We start from the raw sequence: 22,064 nt of genomic DNA on the forward strand, positions 1-22,064 counted from the left end.
CCCCATCGCCTCCCTAGTTCCACTTGTCCGTGAGCACCGCAATGGTGCCGTCGTCGAGCATGCCCTGGATGGCGTCGGAGACCGGCTTGCTCAACGCGGAGCCCTTCTGCGTGGCAACGCCGTATTCCTGCGTGTCGATGACGTAGTCGAGGATGCTGCGGTCAGCGTTCAGGTAGGTATGCGCAATGGCGCCGTCCATGCAGGCCGCATCGATGGATCCTTCTTCGAGCGCCCGGCTGAGGTCCTGGTAGGACGCCATCTGCACGAGGCGGAAGTTGTCGAACCGGGTCATCGAGTGGTCCTCGGTCTGCTCCAGCGCCTCGCCCGACGTGAAGCCCGACTCCGTCAGCTTCAGCGCCAGCTGCGGGGCGGTGTTCGTCCCCGCCATGGTGCCGAACGTGAGGCCCTTGAGGCCATCGATGCCCGACACGAGCGAACTGTTCTCCACCATCACAATGGAGGCGTCCGTGTAGTAGGACGGCGAGAAATCGAAGTTCTTCTCGCGCGACTCGGCGATGGAATAGCAGGCTACCATGCAGTCGACGTCGCCGTTTGACAGCATGTCCTTGCGGGTGTCGGGCGTCACGGTCACGAATTCCACGGTGCCGTAGCCCATGCGCGCGGCCATCTCCTCGGCGATGTCAATCTCCAAGCCGTAGTACTTGCCCGTTCCCTCGTTCAGGTAGCCGAAGCCCACCACGTCGCTGCGAACGCCCACGCGCAGCGCCTCGCCGTTCGCCGGGGTGCCCTTGGCGCCCTCGCCACTGCCGCATCCTGCCAGCCCTGCAAGCGCCCATACCAGCGCCAGGGCGACGAGTAGAAGCGTCGCGCCCCTCGTCCTCACCTTGCCCATGTGCTTCCTCCCATCGGATAAACCTCCGCCCGGCCCCGCATGCCTGTCACGCATCTGCGGGCCTGCCCCGAAACATGCGCTCGGCCGCGCAAAGGCGGCAAAGCGCATCAAAGCCGCGGCGGCGCGGCTCCAAGAAGGTAAGTATGCCAAACCGGAACTTGCGAACATGCGCGATTGCCGGTTCAAAATTTTTTTAAGGGGCTGTTCAGACGAGGGTATGTGCTTCTATGCCGACAACCTCGCATGCGGAAAACAGCGGCGCCCGGGAAGGATCCCGGGCGCCGAGGAACTTAGTGAGGGAGGGGCGCGCCGCCGCGCCTTTACGCCGCCAGGCGCTTCGCGATGGCGAGGATGAAGTCGCGGGTGGAGAGCTTCACCGGGTTCGGCAGCGTGGTGATGAGGGCCAGGTCGCCCGTCATCTCGCCAGCCTCGATGGTGTCGAGCGTGGCGTGCTCCAGGCGGTCGGCAAACGCCACGAGGTCGTCCAGGCCGTCCAGCTCGCCGCGCTTGCGCAGCGCCCCCGACCACGCGAAGATGGTGGCCACCGAGTTGGTGGACGTCTCCTCGCCCTTGAGGTGCTTGTAGTAGTGGCGCTGCACGGTGCCGTGCGCGGCCTCGTACTCGTAGTACCCCTGCGGGCTCACCAGCACCGACGTCATCATGGCGAGCGACCCGAACGCACTCGACACCATGTCGCTCATCACGTCGCCGTCGTAGTTCTTGCACGCCCAGATGAAGCCGCCGTCGGCCTTCATCACGCGCGCCACCGCGTCGTCGATGAGCGTGTAGAAGTACTCTATGCCGGCTTCCTCGAAGCGCGCGGCGTACTCGGCATCGTAGATCTCCTGGAAGATGTCCTTGAAACGGTGGTCGTACTTCTTCGAGATGGTGTCCTTCGTGGCGAACCAGATGCCCTGCTTCACGTCGAGGGCGTACTCGAAGCAGCTGCGTGCGAAGCTCTCGATGGACGCGTCGAGGTTGTGCATGCCCTGGGCGATGCCCGGGCCGTCGAACTCGTGGACGAGCTCGCGCGTCTCGGTGCCGTCGGCCGCAGTGTACACGAGCTCCACCGTGCCGGGACCGGGCACGCGCAGCTCCGTGTTCTTGTACACGTCGCCGTAGGCATGACGGGCGATGGTGATGGGCTTTGCCCAGTTGCGCACGCACGGCTCGATGCCCGCCACGGTGATGGGCGTGCGGAACACCGTGCCGTCGAGCAGGGCGCGGATGGTGCCGTTGGGGCTCTTCCACATCTGCTTCAGGTCGTACTCGTCCATGCGCGCGGCGTTCGGCGTGATGGTGGCGCACTTCACGGCCACGCCCAGGCGCTTGGTGGCCTCGGCGGAATCCACGGTCACCTGGTCATCGGTGGCGTTGCGGTGCTCGAGGCCCAGGTCGTAGTACTCGGTCTTGAGGTCGACGTGCGGGCAGATCAGCTCGTCCTTGATCATCTGCCAGATGATGCGCGTCATCTCGTCGCCGTCCATCTCCACCAGCGGCGTGGTCATCTGAATCTTCGCCATTGTCAGCCTTTCCCTCGTTGCGCGGCTCGCCCGCATCCCGTGTGTACTGCGCAATCATACCCCAGCCCAGGCCCGCGCAGGCGCATCGCGCGCAAAACCAACGACATCACCGGTTTTTGGAAATGAGCGCGAAACAAAGGGCTCATCGGGCAGCGAGCGCCATGTAACCGTCTTCAAGGGTGGGCTCAACGGGCGCCGATCCTGCGGGCGGCGCGTCGCTCACTATGCGGTAGCGCGTGCCCTGGGCCGTGGTCGCCGCATTCACCACGACGGCTCCCGCCGGTGGGGCCATGAGCGGCGGCGTGAGCCAGGTGCGTCCGTGCGCGCCGTCGATGAGGCCTGCGGTGGCACCGTCGTACTGCAGGCGTCCCCCGCGAAGCACGCACACGTAAGGGCAGGTCTGCGCCACGTCGTCGAGGATGTGTGTGGACAGCACCACCGTGCGCTCGCCGCCGAGCGTGGCCAGGAGCGTGCGGAAGCGCATGCGCTCCTCGGGGTCGAGGCCGGCCGTGGGCTCGTCCACCACGAGCAGGCGAGGGTCGCCCATGAGCGCCTGGGCGATGCCCACGCGCCGCCGCATGCCGCCCGAGAAGCCGCCGATCCGCCGCCGACGCACATCGGTCAGCCCCACGCGCTCGATGAGCTCGTCGGCCTGGCGGCGCCGCGCACGCCGGTCGTCCATGCCCTTGAGGACTCCCACGTAGTCGAGGAACTCGGGCGGCGTGAGGTTGGGATAGGGCTCGATGTCCTGCGGCAAGTAGCCGAGGGCCTTCTTGAGCGCGCGGCGGTTGCGCGGCTCGGACAGGTCGCGCCCGTCAACAAGCACGCGTCCGCGCGTGGGGCCCACGATGCCGCAGAGGATGCGCATGAGCGTGGTCTTGCCGGCGCCGTTGGGACCGATGAGCCCGATCATGCCGGAAGGCAGGTCGAGCGTGAGGCCGTCGAGGGCGCAGGGCTTCTTCGGGAAGTCCTTGCCCAGACAGTCGAGGGAGATGAACATGGGGGTTTCCTTTCTTGAGTGCTCAGCGGCGCCAGTAGGCTCGCCTGCGGGCGATGGCGCCGGCCGCCGCGATCAGCGCGACGGCGATGGCGAGCTCGAGGGCGAGCAGCACGACGGACTCGAGGGGCGTAGCAGCCGCGACGGTTGCGGCGGATTCAGGGGAATCGAGCAACGGCGTGCTGCCGAAGAATGCCTGCGCCACGGGATTGGCCGCGATATGGACCCGCAAGCCGCCTCCGGCAGTGGGAGTCGGCACGAACACGGTGAGGAAGAGCACCCCGATCCAGGCGACGATAGCCGCGATCCGCGCAAAGGCCCGCGGCAGGAACGAGCCGGCAAACGCCGAAAGCGACGCCGCGATGAGCGCGGACGGCAACACTATGCCGATCAGCAGGAAAGCCGCCTGGGGCATCGCCCACGCGTTGCCGTGCAGCATCTGGCCACCCGCGCAGAACAGCAGCACCCCTGCGGACGGCAGCGCCATCGCCGCAAGGGAACCCGCCACACGCGCCGCAACCAACTCGAACGAAAGCACGGGTGCGGACGCCTCGATCTCCGAGATGCCGAGTCGCTCCGCCTCGGCGGCCAGGTCGGTGAAGGCCGCCGCGTAGGCGATGGGAGGCAGCAGCGCGAGCATCTGCGCCGTCAAAGCGAGCGCGGTCGGATTGCCCGTCTCAAAAGAAAGCCCGGGGTTCACGGTGATCGTGATCGACAGCAACGCGAGCGCGAACGACACGATCCAAAGCGCCCGCTGCCGTGCGGCTAAGCGGAAATGCGTGCCCGCCAACGACAAGAACCTCATCGCGCACCTCCCAGCTTGCGCCACGCGTACTCGGACGCGCCAAGTGCGCGCCAGACGCAAGCGCAGAGCAAGCACAGCACGAGCAGCGGCAGCCCGCGCTGCAGCACGAGCTGCGGCACGTTCGGATCCCAAACGAGTGCGAAGAACAGCCAAACCGCCACGATGACGAGCGCGGCGCTGCGCGAAGAACCCGCGAGCGCCGCGGCCGCGTACGCCGCCAGCACCATAAGCGTCGCGCCGCCCACCGGCGTGATGGCTCCCGCCCACCCGATGTCGCGGTACACGAGGCCCAGCGCCTCGAGCGGCACGAACATCACGAGCGCGCCGACTGCTGCCGCCGCCAGCACAATGGCTCCGCGCAGCGTCTGCACCGCACGGAACTCCGCCGGCGTGGCCGCCTGCACCTCTACGAGCGGGTCGCCCGTGAACACGGCGACGGCGCAGACGCCCACCGCAAGGGGATACGCCTGCGTGAAGGCGAGCATCGCATGCGTAGCCGCCATCGCGCCCGCCGCGAGCACCCAGCATGCGCCGACGGCGGCGATGCACGCTCCAACGGCCACCGGCACGACGATGCCCACGGCCCGCACCCGCCGCGTCTGCGCAGCTGCGAGCGCGCGCAGCTGCGATCCGGTCAAGCGGCCGTTGCCGCTGCCATACCCTGCATCCATGCGAAGCCTCCTCAATCTCATGCCGCCTCCATGTGAGCGACCAGCGCCCTGCGCGCCGTGACCACCGCAACCGCAAGCAGGACGCATCCCGCCGCCGCCATCGCTCCAGGCCCGACGGCGCCTTGCAGCTGCGCGATCACCGAAAGTGCACCGCCGCCCGCCGCCACACGACCTACCGGTACCACGAGCGGCACGAGAACCGCGCCAACCACCGCGCCTGACCACGGCGCGTTCGACCACACCGCGACGAACGCCGAGGCGCCCGCGACAACGGCGAGGGGCACGAGCCACGAGGACACGAGCGCTCCGAGCTCAACCGGCGCGCCCCACCAAGCGAACGCCGCCGAGGCAGCGAGCCCGGCGAGCGCATCGACGCCCAGCACCACCGCCAGCCGCGCGAGCAGCACGGTCTGCGGCCCCAGCGGCATGGCCAACGCCAGCAGGCCGGCGGCATCGGTCGAGAGCGCGGCCGTCACGGTGAGCGCCGCACCCAACAGCAAAAGCGCCGAGAGCCACCAGACAGCCCCATCCCCATCCCAGCCTGCGTCGACGAAGCACGCCACACCCACCGCCAGCGCGGCCATGACGAGCGCCATCGGCAGCACCGCCCACGGCATCGCGCGCACCTGCGCAGCCGCCAAGCTCGCCGCCAGCCGCGCGCTTTTGCGCACCGACCAAGCCGGCGCCTCGAAGATCGACGGCTCGCCCTCGATGTGCGCCGCGATGCACGCGAACGGGGGCACGTCGGACGCGCACGCCCGTTCCTGCATCCTCATCGCCTCGCGCAACGCCGCGCGCGGCTCGGTTTCATCCGTGTTCATACTCGCCTCCCCAAGGTCTTCTGCAACAGGGCTCGCGCGCGGGACACGCGCGACTTCACCGTGCCCACCGGCACGTCGGTCACTTGGGCGATCTCCGCATAGGGAAGCTCGTGCAGCCAAGCGAGCCGCACCGTTTCAGCCAACGCCGGCTCGAGGGCGTCAAGCGCGGCCACGATCTCGTCGAGACCCGCTTGCGCAAGCAGCACCTCCAACGCATCGCCCGTCTCGTCGGCCAGCTGCTCCGTCCCGTCATCGAGCGCGCATTCGACGGGACGGGCGCGTCGCATACGCACGTACACCTGGCGTTTCGTGATGCCCAGCAGCCACGTGAGCACCCGGCTGTCGCCGCGAAACGCGCGGGCCGAGCGCCAGCAGCCCAGCCACGCGTCGGCGGCCGCCTCTTCGGCAAGCTGGCGATCCGGGCAGCGCGCCAAGGCGAACGCGAGCACGGCCGGCGCGTAGCATCGGTACAATTCCTCGAGCGCGCCTTCATCGCCGCGCGCCATGCGCGCAAGCGCGGCGCGTGCCCGCCCATCGTCCGCTTCGCACTCCTCCATGTCACCGCCCCTCATTCCCGTCGTCGCGTTCAACCCCTTAGTAGCGCCGAAGAAGCGCGAGGTTCACGGGTTCCCGATTTTTTCGCAACCGCACCGTCCGCCTCAAAAATCGCCCTCAAATGCAGCTGGCCCGGAGCGCATGCTCCGGGCCCGTCGATTCTGTCTGCCGGAATGGCCTCGCACGGTCGCGGGCGCAGCCGTGCCGACACGGCCGCGTCTCAACCAAGCGCGTCGGAGCCTACTCCCCCAGCTCCTCCGCAAACCCCACGCGGTAGTTCTTGAACACGGCCTCGCCTTCTTCCTGGGTGGCGTCCAGATCCACGTCGGCCGCGATGGCGAAGTCGTGGTCGCCCTCCGGGTCGCTGAATATCTGGCGCACGTGCCATACGCGCTCCGCCTTCTCGTTCGCCTCGTCGATCGCCAGGTAGGCCGCCGAACGGGCGTCGGCGTCGATGGCAATGGCCTCGTGCGCCTCGAAGTACGCGTCGAGCGCGCGCTGCCAGCGCGGCTCGCCGCAGCCCCACTCCTGGTCGAGCTTCCCCAGCTCCGCCGTGCGGCCCTGCGCCGCCAGCCGCACGCGCTGGAAGAGCGCGTTGCGCACGAGCACGGTGAGGCCTCGGCGGTCGCGCACCACGGCGTCGGCAGCCGAGGGCGGCGCGGCCTCGAACATCGAGCCCGCGCTCTCCCATTCGTCCACCAGGCTCGAGTCCACCGAGCGCACCACGAAGCCGAGCCATGCGATGATGTCCTCCAGCCGCTCGTCGCGCTTGTCGGCAGGAATCGTGCGATCGAGCACGCGGTAGGCGTCGGCCAGGTAGCGCAGAAGCGTGCCCTCCGAGCGCGCGATGCCGTAGCGCTGCACGTAGCCCTTGAAGTCCGCCGCACCCTCCAGCATGTCGCGCAGCACCGACTTCGGCGCCAGCGCGAAGTCGCGCGCCCACGGCACCTCGGCGCAGTAGCGCTCGAACGCCGCCTCCAGCAGGTCCTCCAGCGGCCGCGGGTACGTGACGTCGGCAAGCTTCTCCAGGCGCTCCTCGTACTCCACGCCGTCGGCCTTCATGTCGGCCATGGCCTTGTCGCGCGCCGCGCGCTCCTGGGCGCGCAGCACCTGCCGAGGGTCCTCCAGCGTGGCCTCCGCCATCGATATGACATCGAACGCATAGGTCTCGCTCTCGGGGTCCAGAAGCTCCAGCGCCGCCAGCAAAAACGGCGATAGCGGCTGGTCGAGCGCGAAGTCCTCCGGCAAGTCCACCGTGGTCACGTACTCCACGGCGCCGTCCTCGCCCTCCACCTGCTCGATCACGTCTGCGTTGGCGAGCGTGTCGAATATCTCGTCGGCGCGCACCGAGAGCGCCGCCTTCTCCTCGTCGGTCTGGGCCGAGTCGGCGATGAGCTTCCGCACGCGAGCGTACGCGTCGCCGCCCTGCACCACCTCGGACAGCACCATGGAATGCGTGATCTTCATGCGTGGCTTCAGCGTCTCGGGCACGGCGGCTATCAAGCGCTCGAAGGTTTGCTTGTTCCACGTGACGAACCCCTCGGGCGGCTGCCTCTTCTTTATCTTGCGCAGCTTCTTCGGGTCGTCGCCCGCCTTCGCCACCAGCTTCGCGTTCTCTATGTCGTGCTCGGGCGCCTCGGCAATCACCATGCCCTCGGTGTCGAAGCCCGAACGCCCGGCACGGCCCACGATCTGGTGGAACTCGCGGGCGCGCAGCCGGCGCATCTTATGGCCGTCGAACTTCGTGAGCGCCGTGAGCACCACGGTGTGGATGGGCACGTTGATGCCCACGCCCAGCGTGTCCGTGCCGCAGATAACCGGCAGGAGCCCCTGCTGGGCCAGTTTCTCCACCAGCAGGCGGTAGCGCGGGAGCATGCCCGCATGGTGCACGCCCACGCCGCTGGCCAGCAGGCGCTTGAGCGTCTTGCCGAACGCCGTGGTGAAGCGCGTCCCCTTGACCGCTTCCTTCACCTGCTCGCGCTGCTCCTTGGTGGCCACGCCGTAGCTGGACAGCGCCTGCGCGGTGGCGAGCGCCGCATCCTGCGAGAAATGCACCAGGTACAGCGGCGCCTCCCCCTTGCGCAGCGCCAGCTCCACCGTGCCCTCAAGAGGCATCTCCACGTACTCGTATTCCAGCGGCACCGGGCGCGGCGCGTCGGCCACCACGTCCACGTCCGTGCCCGTGCGCTCCTTGAGGGACGCCGCGATGGCGCTCACGTCGCCCAGCGTGGCGCTCATGAGCAGGAACTGGGCCTTCGGCAGCGTGAGCAGCGGCACCTGCCATGCCCAGCCGCGGTCGGCGTCGCCGTAGAAGTGGAACTCGTCCATGGCCACGCAGCCCACGTCGGCCCCCTCGCCCTCGCGCAGCGCCTGGTTGGCCAGGATCTCCGCCGTGCAGCAGATAACGGGCGCCTCCGCGTTGATGTGCGCGTCGCCGGTGATCATGCCCACGTTCTCGCGCCCGAGGATGTCCACCAGGTCGAAGAACTTCTCGCTCACGAGCGCCTTGATGGGTGCCGTGTAGTATGCACGGCGGCCGGTGGCCAGCGCCATGAAGTGCAGGCCGAGCGCCACGAGCGACTTGCCCGAGCCCGTGGGCGTGCCCAGTATCACGTGGTCGCCCACCATGAGATCCATCAGGGCCTCCTCCTGGTGGGGCCACAGCTCGATGCCGCGCGCCGCCACCCAGCCAAGGAACCGGTCGAGCGCCTCGTCGGCCGTGAGCCACGGCTCCGGCTCACCCTCGCCCTCCTCCGGCTCCCACCACGTGGGCGCCAGCCGCCCGAGCGACCCGTGCGCAAAGGCCTCGCTCTCGACGGATTCGTCACGCGCCGCCGTTCCGTCTGCCGCTTGTTCTGTCATGAGGAAGCCTCCGCAATGGTTCGATCGTCTCGTCGACTGCGTATTCTACCCGGACTTCCCGCCAAGAGCCTTGTACGGCGGCAAAAGAACATGCGTCGGCCCGCATAAGGCAGGCAACAGGCGCACGCGAGCTGGCTGCGTTTCGCGAAAAAGGCGCCTCCGAGTCACCGTTTTGGCTGCTCTGAAGTTATCAGATGATGCCGAAGCCGGTTTTGCGCGCCCTAGCGAATATTCCGGCAGCGTTTTCCCTGCCAGCTTTGGCCGACCTCTCCTGACCGAGGTGCATTAAGCTTCAGGGCGGCCAAAACGGTGACTTGGAAGGCCCATGAAGGCGAAACATCGTCCATCGTGCGATGGGCGCGCCTTCCACTTTCTCCCGCCCGCGCTACGCATGCTGCTATACTTCTACTCCACAGACATCGCCGAGTTCGCAGCGAACAAGTTTGCCGACCGCAGCTCGCTGGCGTCGCACGGCATCATGGCCAACGTTCAAGTCTCCACTGCCAATGTGATGAAGGACTCGGCTGTCAAGGGATGCGCTGAATCGAGGGAGGTCCAATGAGCGAACAGGATACGGCAAGCTGCGCACAGGCGAAGACCGCGGCTCTGCGCGTTCTTCGCGCGCCCGAGCTCTCTGGCAAGGTGTTCTTGGAAGGCGGGCTCATGCCGTGGGTGCTCGGCGGCGGAGATTCGGGCCGCAAGCACGGCGACGTCGATTTCTCGGTGCGCCTCGCGGACATGCCCGTCGTGCGCACGTGGCTCGAAAGCGCGGGACACTACGACCCCGACCTCGACTCGCGCCGTTTGGCTTGCAATGCCGCAGGCGAGGACTTCGGCATGCATGCGCGCATCGACGGCGTGCTCGCAAGCTTCGCGCCCTTCTTCCTGCGCGACGGCTTGCTTATACAACGCAACGCCCAGCACCGGGCCTTTGCCGGCTACGACGCGCTGCTCGAGGCGACGATCGAAGGGCTTGCGGAGGAGGACTTCGTGGAGATGCGCAAGCTGCCCGACGGCACGCGCGCCGGCGTGTCTACCGTGGAGGCCTGCCGCGCGGCGAAGATGGCGAGCGACCGGCCCAAGGATCTCGCCGACATCGCCGAGCTCGACCGCCTTGGCTGGGACGAGGTGCGCATGGAGCGCGTAGCCGGCGCGTTCGCCACGATGGGGGTGCGCTGTCCCGCTCACGAGAAGTAGTGCGCTACCCCAGCCCCAGCGCGCCCGCAACGACCCATGCCATCGCCGCGATCCACAGCACCGCCACCACCACGCGCACGCCGTTCGGGACGCGCAGGTTCTTCGCCGGGATCATGAGCATGGCAATGAGCCCGCCCAGCGCCCCGCCCAAGTGCCCGCTCACGGATATGCCCGGCACCAGGAACGTGTACACCACGTTGATGCCGATGATGGCGAGCATGCTCTTGCTGTACTGGGCGAACACATGCCGATTGCCCTTGTGCAGCACGCCGAGAAGAGCCACGGCCACGAACAGCGCGAACACGCTCGTCGATGCGCCCGCGCTCACCGTGGGCATCCCGCCCGCCAGCACGTCGGCCATATACGACACGGCATTGCCCGTAATGCCGCCCACGAAGTAGAGCGCGAGGAAGTTGCCGCGCCCCAGCACCCGCTCCAGCACCTCGCCCACGCTGAACAGCGCCACCATGTTGAAGCCCAGGTGCATGAGGTCCATGTGCAGGAACATGGGCGTTACGAACCGGAACAGCTCGCCCGCCTGAACGAGCGGCGCGTACATGGCGCCCATGTCCACGAGCACGCGCGTGGGGATGTCGAGCGAGACCCCCATGCGCGCCCCGGCCAGCAGCGATATGGCCGCCTCGGCCGCGAACACGATCACATTGAGCGCGATGAGCACGAGCGTCACCAGGCGGAACCGGTTGCGCTCGAAGAACCCGGGCGTGTTCGCGTTCATCATGCGCTTCAACTGCTCGTCGTCGATGACGGGCCGCGCAGGCGCGTCGGGGTCGTTCACCTTGTAAGGCACGGAAGGCTCCTTGCTGATTCGTTCTGCCGAAAGTCCGAACCAGCATACCATCACCGTCCGTGTGAAGGGAGGCCCGCGGGCCTCCCTTCACGTACTCGCCAGCACCCAGGGCGCGCCGCCGTGCGTGCCGCGCCTGCCGTGCCAGCAGCCTTCCCGTACCGGGACCCGCCGCTATCCCAGCGGCAGCGCCAGCTGCTCGGGCCCACCCGGCTCATCGCAGGGCGGCCAGCGATGCCGTGCCATATCGATGGTCTCGTCGTCCACGAACGCCACGCCCTCGTCTTCCAGCAGCTGCCGCTGCACGCGCTGGCCGCCGAACGCGTAGGTGGGCGCAAGGGTTCCCTTGGCGTTCACTATGCGGTGGCACGGCAGGTTCCACCCGCTCTGCACGCGGCTCATGGCCAGGCCCACCTCGCGCGACGCCTTGGGATACCCCGCCAGCTCGGCGATTGTCCCGTACGTGCACACCGAGCCCGCCGGCACGCGCCGCACCTGCGCGTACACGCGCTCGAAGAACTCCTCGTCCATCTCGATCATCCCCGAGCCCTTCGCCTGGCCCATCGCGCACCCCCCTCACCTTCCGTCCACCTCATCATAGCAGCGGAAAACGTCCCGCGAAACGCCCAAACTCCGGAAAGCGCGCCTGCTCGGCAATCGTGGATGCCAGCCCGATCGTATGGAATGGCCCAATGCGCCCGTTGCTCGTGCTCGGCCAGGCACGGCTCGCAATCGGCCTCGCGCTCGATGCCTTGGCCGCGTTCTGCACCTGGATCATTCAACCGCCCAGCCAGGAGGTGCTGGCGAAGCTGCCGCCGCGCGCCATGAGCGTGCTCGCGGCGGCGGGCTCGTCATGCCCTGCACCGTCAAGTTCGTCCAAACGCCCAACCGGGCATCGCCGAACCGCTCTCTAAAGGCTCGCCCGCAGCACCTCCACCACCTCGTCGCGCGAGAGCGGGTGGTAGCCGCCCTCCATGGGAAGCGTCGCCTCGGCGATGCCGTCGAGCATGCCCTCGTCCACGCCGAGCTCCGACAGGCGCATCACGCAGCCGATCTCGCGCGCCCACGCCTCGAGCGCGGCAATGCCGGCCTCGGCAAGCTCCTCGTCCGCGCGCCCATCGCCCTCCACGCCCCACACCGTGCTGGCGAACCGCGCGAACTTCGGCAGGCCATACGGCGCGATCAGGCGATAGTACGCGGGCGACACCGCCGAGAGCGTCATGCCGTGCGTGGCGTCGGTGTAGGCGCCCACGGCCTGGCCGATCATGTGCACCTCCCAATCGGTGGACTTGCCCATGGCCACGAGCGTATTGAGCGCCCAGGTGGCCGCCCACATGATGTTGCTGCGCGCCTCGTAGTCGCGCAGGTCGGCAACGGCCGCGCGCGAGCTGGCAACAAGCGAGCGCATGAGGCCCTCCATCAGGTAGTCGGACACGTTGTCGTCCTCGCCCGAGAAGTACTGCTCCATCACGTGCGACATGACGTCGAAGACGCCGGCCACCATCTGGCGCTTCGGCACCGTGAACGTGAGCTCCGGGTTCAGGATGGCGAACTTGGGATACGCCTCGGGGCCGAACACGTGCCCGATCTTGAGCTTCTGCCCACGGTTGGTGATGACCGCGCCGCCGTTCATCTCGCTGCCCGTGCCCGCCATGGTGAGCACGCAGCCCACGGGGACGACGTCGCATTCCACTTCCTCGAAGCGCAGGTAGTAGCGCTCCCACGGATCCTCGTCGCAGTGCACCGAAACGCTCACGGCCTTCGCGTAGTCCGCCACCGAGCCGCCGCCCACGGCCAAGATGAAGTCGACGCCTTTCTCGCGCGCCCTGTCGCGACCCTCCAGCAGCCTCTCCGCCGTGGGGTTCGGCATGACGCCGCCATCGTCCACCACGGTCTTGCCGCACTCCTTCAGCAGCGCCACCACCTGGTCGTACAGACCCGTCTCCTTGATGGAGCCGCCACCGTAGGCCAGCTGGACCACGGGGCCGAACGCAGGCAGCTCGTCACGCAGCCGCTCGAGGGCGTCGGGTCCGAAATGCAGGCGGGTGGGGTTGTCGTAGGTGAAGTTTCCGAGCATGGCTCTCTCCTTGGTCCGTGAGGTTCTTCTTGGACCATCATGCACCTTGGAGCTCACTCTAAGTCAAGAAGCATCTTCCGGATTGTCGGAAAACCGTGACTGCACCACCTTCCGTGCCGCCGGAAGAGGCAGCCCGCGTAACGGATGGAAGGCGCACGGTTCACACCGCGCAGCCGCCCGCTGCACCATTTTTCACTGCGGCTATCGTATCGGGCTATGCGCAAGGCAACCGGAAAGGAGCAACTATGATCGCAAGGGACGACAACACCGCCGCGCGCCCCACCGCCCTGGGGCGCGGGCTCGACACCCTCATGGGCGAACGCGACGTACAAGGGGGCACCGAAAAGAAAAGCGCCCGCGGAACCGACAACGGACGTGCGCAAGACGCCGGTGATACCGACCGCACGCGGGAGACCGACCAGGCAGAAGCCTCTTCGAGCGTCGGCCATTCGGACGGTGCCGGGTTCAGGCAGCAAGATGGCGAACCCAGCCCCTCGCATCCATCCCCGCACGGGAACAATTCGCAGAACGCGCGCCCGCAGGCAAGCGGCATCGCCGTCGTCAGCGGGCTCATCGCCGGAGGCGCGGCAGGCGCCGTGGCCATCGCCGCGTTCGCCCTCCTCGGCGTGAGGGCGGTGCTGTCGATGCAGCGCCGCAACCGCCTGTTCTAAGCTTGTCGGGCCGACCGGCCCGCCGCATCAGTGTCAACCGGTCAGGCCGTACCTCTGCGCCAGCTGGGCCGCCTTCACGCGGGCGCCCTTCTCGTTGAGGGCCCAGCGCTCGAACAGCACCGCGTTCCCGCTCGTGAACACGTCGTAGATGCCCTCGAATGCCATCTCGGCGCACGTGAAGGCGCCCTCGATGGACGTGAAGTACGTTGCCGCGTCTTCATTGAAGGCACCGTCTTCGAACTCCAGGACGTGCGCCTGCTTCCCATGGCCGGCCAGGGGTACGAGCATGGTGCCACCGGAGAGCACAACGGGCATCCCGCGGCCGCCGAACGGCACGCGCGCCGACGCGCGCACCGGGTCGAACCGCCCGACCCACTGCTTGCCGTCCAGTTTCGCCCAAGCGGCTCAAGCGCGCGTGAAACGCAGGTCGTCGTCGCGGTAGAGCGCCTCGAAGAACTCGCGGTACGTCGACGCACCGTCCAAGTGCCCTCGAAACTCGGGCCGTACCCCGCCCCCAAGGGAAACGAGCGAGAGCACGCGAGCGCATCCCCGGCGCTGCCGCTCGCCCAAACCGTCGATCTGCTCCTTCAATTCCCCGTACTCCATAGCTGCCCCTTTCCCCCGAATACGCGCAGCGCGCCCCTAGGCGGCGTGCGCCTCGCGCACCAGTATAGCGCCCGAACGCACGTGCGGCAGCCCTTCCGAAGAAGAACCCCCTCCGACCGGCAGGTCGAAGGGGGTTCGGCAAGCCCGTTCCCGAGCCGCGGCAAGCGGACGGCCTACCCTCGGGCCTAAGAGGCCGGGTGGTTCGGACCTCAGCGCATCGGCGGCTGCTGGTACGGCGGCTGTCCGCCCCCGCCGGACCCGCCCGCAGCACCTGCCAGCTCGAACGGCATCGGATCGTCCTGCCCGCGCCACGCCGGCACGTTGAACTGCTGCGTCCAGTAGCCCAGCGCCCGCGTGATCATCGCCGTGAAGAACACGGCCACCACCATGGACGCGAATCCCGCCAGCAGCGAGAGCGCGATCGCCACGCCGCCAACCCCGAACACCATGCCGACGATAGCCGCATCGAAACGGCTGGAGTTGATGTTCAGGTTGCCGCCCGTGACCGCGAACCCTATGGCCATGCACAGGAATACCACCACCACGATGAGGATGGTCACCACCACGGTCGTCGCAATGGCCATCAGCACGGCCATGCCCAGGATGCGCAGCATCCCGGCGAAGTCATGGCGCAGCATGCTCCAGATCTTGCCGAACTGGAATCCGGCCGAAAGCCGGCCGTAGATGCTCATGCGCATGGAGCCCACCCAGGTGAAGAACGCCGTGAACAGGTACGCCGCAATGGACAGGGCGAAGAACACCATGCCGACAAGGCCTGAGGCAAGGCCCAGCGGAAACGACAGGAACCCGGAATGATAGCCCCAGCCCGACCATATCCCGAAGGAGCCTCCGGTCAGGATAGACCCCACCAATTCCACCGCCCAGGGAATGAGCGAGCACACGAAGCTTATAACGAGCACGAAGAACCCGCGACTGTACAGCCGCCCGTCCTCGTTGCCGAACACATGGGCGGGCAGCGGCGCATGCACGCCCCACGCGATGTCGCGCGCCCAGCCGTACAGGTAGCCCGCCACCACGATCCACCCGAAGATGGGAACAAGGCTCACCAGGCCCAGCACCAGCAGCTTGCCGAACCAGCCGGGCGAATTCTTTATATCATGCCAAGCAGCATTGAAGTAACCGGCCTGCATAGCGCCCCTCCTATCCTCATCAGCTGCGCTAATGCGCAGTCTGTCAGTTAGCGCGTTCTACTATAAACGCGCGCGCCCTAAGCGCGTGCGAACCGTTGCCATTCCGTCAGTAAGGCGAAACCATCTTAAGCGCGACGACCCGCCGCACGTAACGCGCATCCCGCCAGACAGTAAGAGACCCCCAGGTCTGGGGGTCTCTCTTCAAGCAGTCTCGATGGCCGTCAGGCCGCCGGAACCAATTTACTTGAGGGTGACGGCCGCGCCGGCTTCCTCGAGCTTGGCCTTGATCTCCTCGGCCTTGTCCTTGGCAACGCCCTCCTGGATCGGCTTCGGGGCGCCCTCGACCAGCTCCTTGGCCTCCTTCAGGCCCAGGCTCGTGATCTCGCGGACAACCTTGATGACGGCGATCTTGTTGTCGCCGAAGCCCTCGAGCACGACGTCGAAGTCGGTCTTCTCCTCGGCAGCAGCGCCACCCTCGGCAGGAGCGGCAGCAGCCACGGCCACGGGGGCGGCGGCGGAAACGCCAAACGTCTCCTCGATGTCCTTCACCAGTTCAGAAGCCTCGAGCAGGGACATCTCCTTGAGGGCCTCGATGATCTCTTCACGCGTAACAGCCATGTTCGTTTCCTTTCAAAGCGGCCGGGTCCTTCCCGACCGGTGTGTTTTGCCTATCGTCAGGCAGCGCTCGCCGCGCCGCCTACGCTGCGGTTAAGCAGCTTCCTTCTGGTCGGCCACGGCCTTCGTGACCTGCGCCAGACCACTCGGCACGCCGTTGAGCGCCACGGCAAGGCCGCGGGCAACACCGGAGATAGCGCCGGCGATCTGAGCCAGGAGCTCTTCGCGGGACGGGAGAGAAGCGATAGCCTCCACCTGTGCGGCGGAAACCTGCTCGCCTTCCATCAAGCCACCCTTGATCTCCAGGTTCTGGTTCGTCTTCGCGAACGTCTTCACGGCCTTTGCGGCAGCAGCCACATCGTCACCGGCGAACACGAACGCGCTCGGACCCTCCAGGATATCGTCGAGCGTGGGCAGGCCGGCCTCGTCCAGGGCAATGTGCATCAGGGTGTTCTTGTACACCTTCATGCTGGCACCGGATTCGCGGATGGCCACGCGCAACGCCTGGATGTCCTTCACCGTCAGGCCGCAGTAGTCCACGACCCACACAGCGGAAACGCCGTCGAGATCCTCCTTGATCTTGGAAAGCGTCTCTTGGTTCTTCACGTTGGGCATGTAGTACACCTCCTTTTCCTCGAACTCGGGTTCCGCTCCCTCGTCTGGGATCGTCGCCTAAGAAAAAGGAACGACCCCCGCCGTCTCATGACAGCAGGGGTCGTCTAAGCGCGAAACTTATACAACCACCTCGGCGGGCCGCATCCCTGCGATTAAACCTCTCGGTACCAGCTGTCTTGGGCAGCGGAACTAGCTATACGTCGTGCTCCCGAAGAAGCAACCGTTATATTCTGCCATCATTCCGCCATTTGTCAACCCAAAACACGGAAAAGCCCGCCCTCTGGCGCGCTCACCGAGCACCGTGCTCCCCAGGCCATCGATCGCCTTCCCGCTCGAAAACCACGGGAACCCCCGATCGCGGGGGTTCCCGAGCAAGCATTCTGCCGTCGAAACGCTACGCCGCGTCGCCCTTCGCGTCGGCGGTGGCATCGGCCTCCTTCTCCGCCTCCTTCGCAGCATCGGCCCCGTTACCGGTCTTCGCGCCGTCGGCGCCGACAATCTCCTCCACAGGGTTCGTCGGCTCCGCCTCCACGTAGGTGAACGTGATGGCGTCCCCTTCCTTGTACCCCACGATCTCTATCAGCCCGGGAAGCGCGAAGTCGTAGATGGCGCTGCCGTCGTCCAGCTTCACATAGAAGTGCGAGTTACCCTCCACCACCGCCTGGGCGATGTGGGCAATCGTGCCCTGCTTCTCAGCCGCGCCCGTGTCCACGCCCGACTCGGCCAGCACGCCGTTCGTGGCGAGCAGGGCCTGGTAGGCCTTCTGGCACTCGGCCACCGTGTTGCCCACGGCCACGTTCTGGTAGCGCTGGATGTCCAGCATGGCGAACTGCTTGACGAGTCCCGCGTTGTCCTTCAGCGCCATGAAGTACGTCGGCTGGCCCGACACGTTGATGAGCAGCGGGAACGTGGCCTGGTAACGCAGGTTCTGCACCTGGCCCTCGGCCGACTGCATGGCCGACTCCTCGGTGGCGCCGGCCACCGGGTAGAAGTGCGACTCGGCCGTGCGCTGGTTGATCAGCACGAAGCCTACGATAGAGTTGTCGGCCGTGGCCGAGGTCACGCCCGTGTACACCCATACGTCATCGTCCTTGGCAATGTAGTTGTAGCCCAGGTTGCCATCGGTGCCCGGCGTGGTCTGCACCACGTTCTTCTGCCCGAACACGGAGTTCAGCCAGCCGTCCTTGTACTTGCCGGACCAGTTGTACTGCTCCAGCAGCAGATCGGTCGGGTAGGCGTGGTCGACCCACTGCGGCACGTCCCCGATGGCCAGGTCCTGCGTCTCGCCTGTCGTGGCGTCCACCATGACCACGCGCTCGATGGTCGTGCCGCCGAACAGGCCGATGGTACGCGACTGCACCGGGCAGATCCACCAGGGATGCCCCTCGTCGTCGATCTCGAACGACTTCTGGTCGAACATGTAGAACGGGTAGCTCAGCTGCACGTGGCGGTCGATGTTGCGCACGAGCGGCTCGGACTCGGAGTAATGGATGGGATTGTCTTCAAGGCGCACGATCTCCGCATCCTGCGTCGTCATGTTCACCAGCGCGTAGGCGGGGATGCCGGCCTCGCGGTTCGTGAACCATTTGAACAGGTCCGCGTATCCCAGCGGGCTCACGCGCACCGGCGAGCTCTGGTAGTTGATCTGGCTGTACAGCGGCGATATCTCGAACTGGCTCACGTACTCGGGAATGGAGCCCATCTCGCGGTTGCCCAGCAGCACGGCCGAGTCGCGGTCGATAACGGGGATCTCCGAGTAGTTCACCTCCTTGATATCCTGCGCGAAGTTGTCCTCCGTCGTCTGCAGCACCGTGGCGTACTTCTCGGCGTTGCCGGGGAAGATGGAGAGCGACATCACGGCACCAAGCACGCCCAGCACGGCCACGGCCACCGGCACGTAGCTCGCGAACTTGAACGCCTTCGCTTTGCCCGGGTTCGCCTCGACCTTCGCGGTGCCCTCCTTGTAGCTGTGCGAGCGGCTCCAGAACACCAGGAACAGCGGCAGCAGGATGAACACGGCCACGAACATCCAGGTGTCCGTCGAATGGATGTTGATGGGCGGGTGGAACCACCAGTAGGCGGCCAGGCCTACCAGCACGATCACGATGGCGGCGATGATAAGGGCCTTCTTGCCCCATGCGGCCATACGGTCCGCGAACGGCACCTCGACGTGAACGTGCGGCGGCTGCGAGCCTCCGCCGCCTCCCCTGCCGGCGCGGCCCGCGCCGTCCGAAGGAGCCTCTGCGTCAGCGTCGAAGCGCCCGTCCACGTTGACCCCTGATTGCCTGAGCGCTTCAAGCAGCGCATCGATTCCGGATGTCTGTTTCACGGCATCCCTTTCTATATCCCTCGATTGCTAGAATCAACATTTCATTATACGGCAAAGCGCCCGTTTGCTCATCGCAACCGGGCGCCACCGTTACCTCGTCTTTACAATAGGCTTCGCAGCACGTACGGCAAAATACCGCCATGCTCGTAGTAGGCGCCCTCTGTGGGCGTGTCCACGCGCACGGTCGCCTTGAACGCTGCTGTCGAGCCGTCGGCCCGCTCGGCCTCCACGTCCACTTCGCGCGGCTCGGGCAGCCCCGCCGAGAAGTCGATCGGCGCCACCGTGTAGCGCTCGGAGCCGTCGAGCCCCAGGCTCTCGGCGCTCTCCCCCTCCGCGAACTGCAGCGGCAGGATGCCCATGCCGATGAGGTTCGACCGGTGGATGCGCTCGAAGCTCTCGGCGAACGCCGCGCGGATACCCAGAAGCGCCGGGCCCTTCGCTGCCCAGTCGCGCGACGATCCGCTGCCGTACATCTTGCCGGCCACCACCACGAGCGGCACGCCTGCAGCCTTGAAATCCATAGCCGCATCGAACAGCGGGCGCACCTCGTCTGCCAGGAAATCGCGCGTCCAGCCACCCTTCTTTCCCTCGGCCAGCTTGTTCTGCAGCTTCACGTTAGCGAACGTGCCGCGCATCATCACCTCGTGGTTGCCGCGCCGGGCACCATACGTGTTGAAGTCTGCCGGGACCACCCCATGCTCCTCGAGGTAGTGCGCTGCCGGCGAGTCCGCCGCGATCGAGCCTGCCGGCGAGATATGATCGGTGGTGATGAAGTCGCCGAGCAGTGCGAGCGCCCGGGCGCCCACGATGGGCTCGGGTGCCGATGGCTCGCGCCGCATGCCGTCGAAGTAAGGGGCGCGGCGCACATAGGTAGACGCGTCCTCCCAAGCAAAGGTGTCGCTCGGCTCGCTGCCGAGCGCCTGCCAAGCCGCGTCACCGTCGTACAGCCCGCGCGCGCCGTCCTCGTACAGAGCACGGTTCACGCAATCCGCCACCAACGCGTCGATCTCCTCGTCGCTCGGCCAGATGTCGGCCAGTCGCACCGGCGTGCCGTCCTCACGGCACCCCAGCGCGTCATGCGCCAGATCAACGTCCATCGTGCCCGCCAGCGCATAGGCAACGACCATGGCCGGGGCGGCCAGGTAGTTCTGCGACACGTCGGGCGAGATGCGCCCCTCGAAGTTGCGGTTGCCGGAAAGCACGCTCGCCAGCTCGATGTCGTCGGCCACGTCGTGCAGCGCCGGCAAGATAGGCCCCGAGTTGCCGATGCAGCTCATGCATCCGAATCCGCAGGTGTAGAAGCCCAGCGCCCGCAGGCCCTCCATGAGCCCGGCGCGCTCGAGGAGAAGCTCGGTGGCCTTGCTGCCCGGGGCGAGGACCGTCTTCACCCACGGCTTGGGCGCAAGCCCCGCCTCGGCGGCCTTCTTGGCCACCAGGCCGCACGCCAGCATCATGCGCGGATCGGTGGCCGTCGTGCAGCTGGTCACGGCCGCTATGGCAAGCGCACCATGCGTGAGCGCGTGGACCTCGCCCGCCAGCTCCAGCTCCACGGTTTTGCCGCGGTCGAGCTCGCGCTCATCGCACACGGCGCGGAAACGCTCCTGCACGCCTTCCAGCGGAATGCGATCGTGCGGCCTCGAAGGACCGGCGAGCGAGCGGCCGACAGAGCTCAGGTCCAGCTCGATCACCTCGGCGTACCTACGTGCCGGTGCGTCCGGCTCGTTCCAGAATCCCTGCGCTTTCGCATACGCCTCCACAAGCGCCACCTGCTCCTCGCTACGCCCGGTCAGGCGCAGGTACGCCAGCGTTGCATCGTCCACGGGGAACAGCGTGCAGGTGCTGCCGTACTCCGGCGTCATGTTCGAGATGCACGTGCGCTGCGTGGCGTTCAGGCTGGCAAGACCCGGCCCGAAGCACTCCACGAACGAGCCCACCACGCCTTTCTCGCGCAGCATCTGGGCGAACGTCAGCGCCACGTCCATGGCCGCCACGCCCTCGGCGAGCTCTCCCGTCAGGCGCACGCCCACCACGCGCGGCACGAGCGTCGTGATGGGCTGGCCGAGCGCCGCAGCCTCGGCCTCGATGCCGCCCACGCCCCAACCGAGCACGCCGATGCCGTTCGCCGTGGGCGTATGGCTGTCGGTTCCCACGAGCGTGTCGAAGTACGCCACCGGGCGCTCGCCGTCCGCGCGCGCCACCCCCGCGTCATCCGACGTCATGACTACGTGCGCGAACTGCTCGATGTTCAGCTGATGGCAGATGCCCGCCCCCGGTGGAACGATGCGCACGTTGTCGAAGCTCTGCTGCGACCATTTCAGGAAGTCGTAGCGTTCCTTGTTGCGCGCGAACTCCAGCTCCATGTTCTGCTCCAGCGCGCCCGCACAGCCGGCCGCGTCCGCGATGACCGAGTGGTCGATCACCAAATCGCAGGGGATCTGCGGGTTGATCTTCGCCGGATCGCCCCCCAGCTCGGCGCACGCCTCGCGCATGACCGCGAAGTCCACGAACACCGGCACGCCCGTGAAGTCCTGGAACAGCACGCGCGCCGGCGAGAACTCCACCTCGCTTCCCACCTCGCCCGCATTGCCTGCCGCCACGATACGCCCGGCCAGCTCCTCGGCTTCCTCCGGGCTCTCGGCGTTGCGCAGGGCGTTCTCCAGCAGCACCGTCAGAGCATAGGGAAGCGTCTCCGAGCCAGGAATGCCCGCCACCGGATAGTAGGTGTAGATTGTACCGCCCGCTTCGAGCGTGTCGGCAAAACGGCTGGTCTCGTCAGTCATGCATGACTCCAATCCGCCGCCCCAAGGCGGCCCTCGCGCGCGAAGGCCGGCTCCCGCCCGTCCCGTCGCGCCTCCCTCTCTTACTCGCCCGCCAAAGACGGCGTCATATGCCTTCTGCGCCATGAGCTTAT

21 protein-coding genes are annotated in these 22,064 nt (G+C 67.0%); 3 read left to right on the top strand and 18 right to left on the bottom strand.

The genetic code is table 11. From position 1 onward, the window contains the following. Positions 1–13: 13 nt before the first annotated feature. The 8 genes from BN3560_RS04065 to BN3560_RS04100 all read right to left on the bottom strand — a co-directional run bounded on the left by BN3560_RS04065 (position 14) and on the right by BN3560_RS04100 (position 9,087). Positions 14–853, bottom strand: coding sequence for a transporter substrate-binding domain-containing protein (locus BN3560_RS04065; protein ID WP_096227101.1), 840 nt, complete (start codon positions 851–853; stop codon positions 14–16). A 320-nt stretch (positions 854–1,173) separates the two neighbouring features. Next, complete coding sequence (locus BN3560_RS04070; RefSeq protein ID WP_096227102.1) at positions 1,174–2,376, bottom strand: NADP-dependent isocitrate dehydrogenase; 1,203 nt, start codon at positions 2,374–2,376, stop codon at positions 1,174–1,176. 142 nt (positions 2,377–2,518) lie between these two features. After that, on the bottom strand, positions 2,519–3,376 hold the full coding sequence (locus tag BN3560_RS04075) for an ATP-binding cassette domain-containing protein (protein ID WP_096227103.1): 858 nt from the start codon (positions 3,374–3,376) through the stop codon (positions 2,519–2,521). Positions 3,377–3,398: 22 nt separating this feature from the next. Continuing rightward, positions 3,399–4,178, bottom strand: coding sequence for a hypothetical protein (locus BN3560_RS04080; protein WP_096227104.1), 780 nt, complete (start codon positions 4,176–4,178; stop codon positions 3,399–3,401). Beyond that, entirely contained in the window at positions 4,175–4,849 is a 675-nt protein-coding gene (locus tag BN3560_RS04085; protein WP_096227105.1) for a hypothetical protein, read from the bottom strand. Before BN3560_RS04085 ends, BN3560_RS04080 begins: the two co-directional genes overlap by 4 nt. A gap of 17 nt (positions 4,850–4,866) precedes the next feature. Further along, on the bottom strand, positions 4,867–5,670 hold the full coding sequence (locus BN3560_RS04090; protein WP_096227106.1) for a hypothetical protein: 804 nt from the start codon (positions 5,668–5,670) through the stop codon (positions 4,867–4,869). After that, the gene (locus tag BN3560_RS04095) at positions 5,667–6,227 is read right to left on the bottom strand and encodes an RNA polymerase sigma factor (protein ID WP_096227107.1); all 561 of its coding nucleotides are present in this window, start codon (positions 6,225–6,227) and stop codon (positions 5,667–5,669) included. The genes BN3560_RS04090 and BN3560_RS04095 overlap by 4 nt, the downstream gene beginning before the upstream one ends. A 238-nt stretch (positions 6,228–6,465) precedes the next feature. Next, positions 6,466–9,087: a DEAD/DEAH box helicase gene (locus tag BN3560_RS04100; protein ID WP_096227108.1), complete on the bottom strand. Its 2,622-nt coding sequence runs from the start codon at positions 9,085–9,087 to the stop codon at positions 6,466–6,468. Between the two features lie 558 nt (positions 9,088–9,645). Between BN3560_RS04100 and BN3560_RS04110 the strand changes: the two genes are divergently transcribed. Next, positions 9,646–10,284 carry a hypothetical protein gene (locus tag BN3560_RS04110; protein ID WP_096227110.1) on the top strand — a complete coding sequence of 213 codons (639 nt, stop codon included), beginning with the start codon at positions 9,646–9,648 and terminating at the stop codon, positions 10,282–10,284. Between the two features lie 4 nt (positions 10,285–10,288). Here BN3560_RS04110 and BN3560_RS04115 read toward each other — a convergent pair whose 3' ends face one another. Continuing rightward, positions 10,289–11,092: a rhomboid family intramembrane serine protease gene (locus BN3560_RS04115; RefSeq protein WP_096227111.1), complete on the bottom strand. Its 804-nt coding sequence runs from the start codon at positions 11,090–11,092 to the stop codon at positions 10,289–10,291. A gap of 171 nt (positions 11,093–11,263) precedes the next feature. Continuing rightward, on the bottom strand, positions 11,264–11,653 hold the full coding sequence (locus BN3560_RS04120) for an MGMT family protein (RefSeq protein ID WP_227153696.1): 390 nt from the start codon (positions 11,651–11,653) through the stop codon (positions 11,264–11,266). A gap of 128 nt (positions 11,654–11,781) precedes the next feature. Here BN3560_RS04120 and BN3560_RS04125 point away from each other — a divergent pair, with 128 nt between their 5' ends. Continuing rightward, entirely contained in the window at positions 11,782–12,003 is a 222-nt protein-coding gene (locus BN3560_RS04125; protein ID WP_096227112.1) for a hypothetical protein, read from the top strand. On the opposite strand, the gene BN3560_RS04130 is transcribed toward BN3560_RS04125, so the two are convergent. Further along, positions 12,000–13,166 (bottom strand): iron-containing alcohol dehydrogenase, encoded by a 1,167-nt coding sequence (locus BN3560_RS04130; protein WP_096227113.1) that lies wholly within the window; start codon positions 13,164–13,166, stop codon positions 12,000–12,002. The two genes, BN3560_RS04125 and BN3560_RS04130, sit on opposite strands and share 4 nt — an antisense overlap. Before the next feature lie 245 nt (positions 13,167–13,411). Between BN3560_RS04130 and BN3560_RS04135 the strand changes: the two genes are divergently transcribed. Next, the gene (locus tag BN3560_RS04135) at positions 13,412–13,837 is read left to right on the top strand and encodes a hypothetical protein (RefSeq protein ID WP_096227114.1); all 426 of its coding nucleotides are present in this window, start codon (positions 13,412–13,414) and stop codon (positions 13,835–13,837) included. A 33-nt stretch (positions 13,838–13,870) separates the two neighbouring features. Here BN3560_RS04135 and BN3560_RS04140 read toward each other — a convergent pair whose 3' ends face one another. The 7 genes from BN3560_RS04140 to acnA form a co-directional block, all read right to left on the bottom strand. Then, complete coding sequence (locus BN3560_RS04140) at positions 13,871–14,152, bottom strand: hypothetical protein (RefSeq protein ID WP_123649852.1); 282 nt, start codon at positions 14,150–14,152, stop codon at positions 13,871–13,873. Between the two features lie 90 nt (positions 14,153–14,242). Continuing rightward, positions 14,243–14,443, bottom strand: a complete 201-nt coding sequence (locus BN3560_RS04145; protein ID WP_096227116.1) for a hypothetical protein — start codon at positions 14,441–14,443, stop codon at positions 14,243–14,245. Positions 14,444–14,652: 209 nt separating this feature from the next. Next, positions 14,653–15,594: a DUF4013 domain-containing protein gene (locus tag BN3560_RS04150; protein WP_096227117.1), complete on the bottom strand. Its 942-nt coding sequence runs from the start codon at positions 15,592–15,594 to the stop codon at positions 14,653–14,655. A gap of 240 nt (positions 15,595–15,834) precedes the next feature. After that, positions 15,835–16,212 (bottom strand): 50S ribosomal protein L7/L12, encoded by a 378-nt coding sequence (gene rplL, locus BN3560_RS04155; protein WP_015540270.1) that lies wholly within the window; start codon positions 16,210–16,212, stop codon positions 15,835–15,837. A gap of 90 nt (positions 16,213–16,302) precedes the next feature. Continuing rightward, positions 16,303–16,824, bottom strand: a complete 522-nt coding sequence (gene rplJ, locus BN3560_RS04160) for a 50S ribosomal protein L10 (RefSeq protein ID WP_096228576.1) — start codon at positions 16,822–16,824, stop codon at positions 16,303–16,305. Positions 16,825–17,218: 394 nt separating this feature from the next. After that, positions 17,219–19,153 (bottom strand): MFS transporter, encoded by a 1,935-nt coding sequence (locus BN3560_RS04165; RefSeq protein WP_096227118.1) that lies wholly within the window; start codon positions 19,151–19,153, stop codon positions 17,219–17,221. 101 nt (positions 19,154–19,254) lie between these two features. Further along, positions 19,255–21,933 carry an aconitate hydratase AcnA gene (acnA, locus tag BN3560_RS04170; protein WP_096227119.1) on the bottom strand — a complete coding sequence of 893 codons (2,679 nt, stop codon included), beginning with the start codon at positions 21,931–21,933 and terminating at the stop codon, positions 19,255–19,257. Between the last annotated feature and the right edge of the window lie 131 nt (positions 21,934–22,064).

This window comes from Gordonibacter urolithinfaciens (assembly GCF_900199375.1).
GTDB classification, from domain to species: domain Bacteria; phylum Actinomycetota; class Coriobacteriia; order Coriobacteriales; family Eggerthellaceae; genus Gordonibacter; species Gordonibacter urolithinfaciens.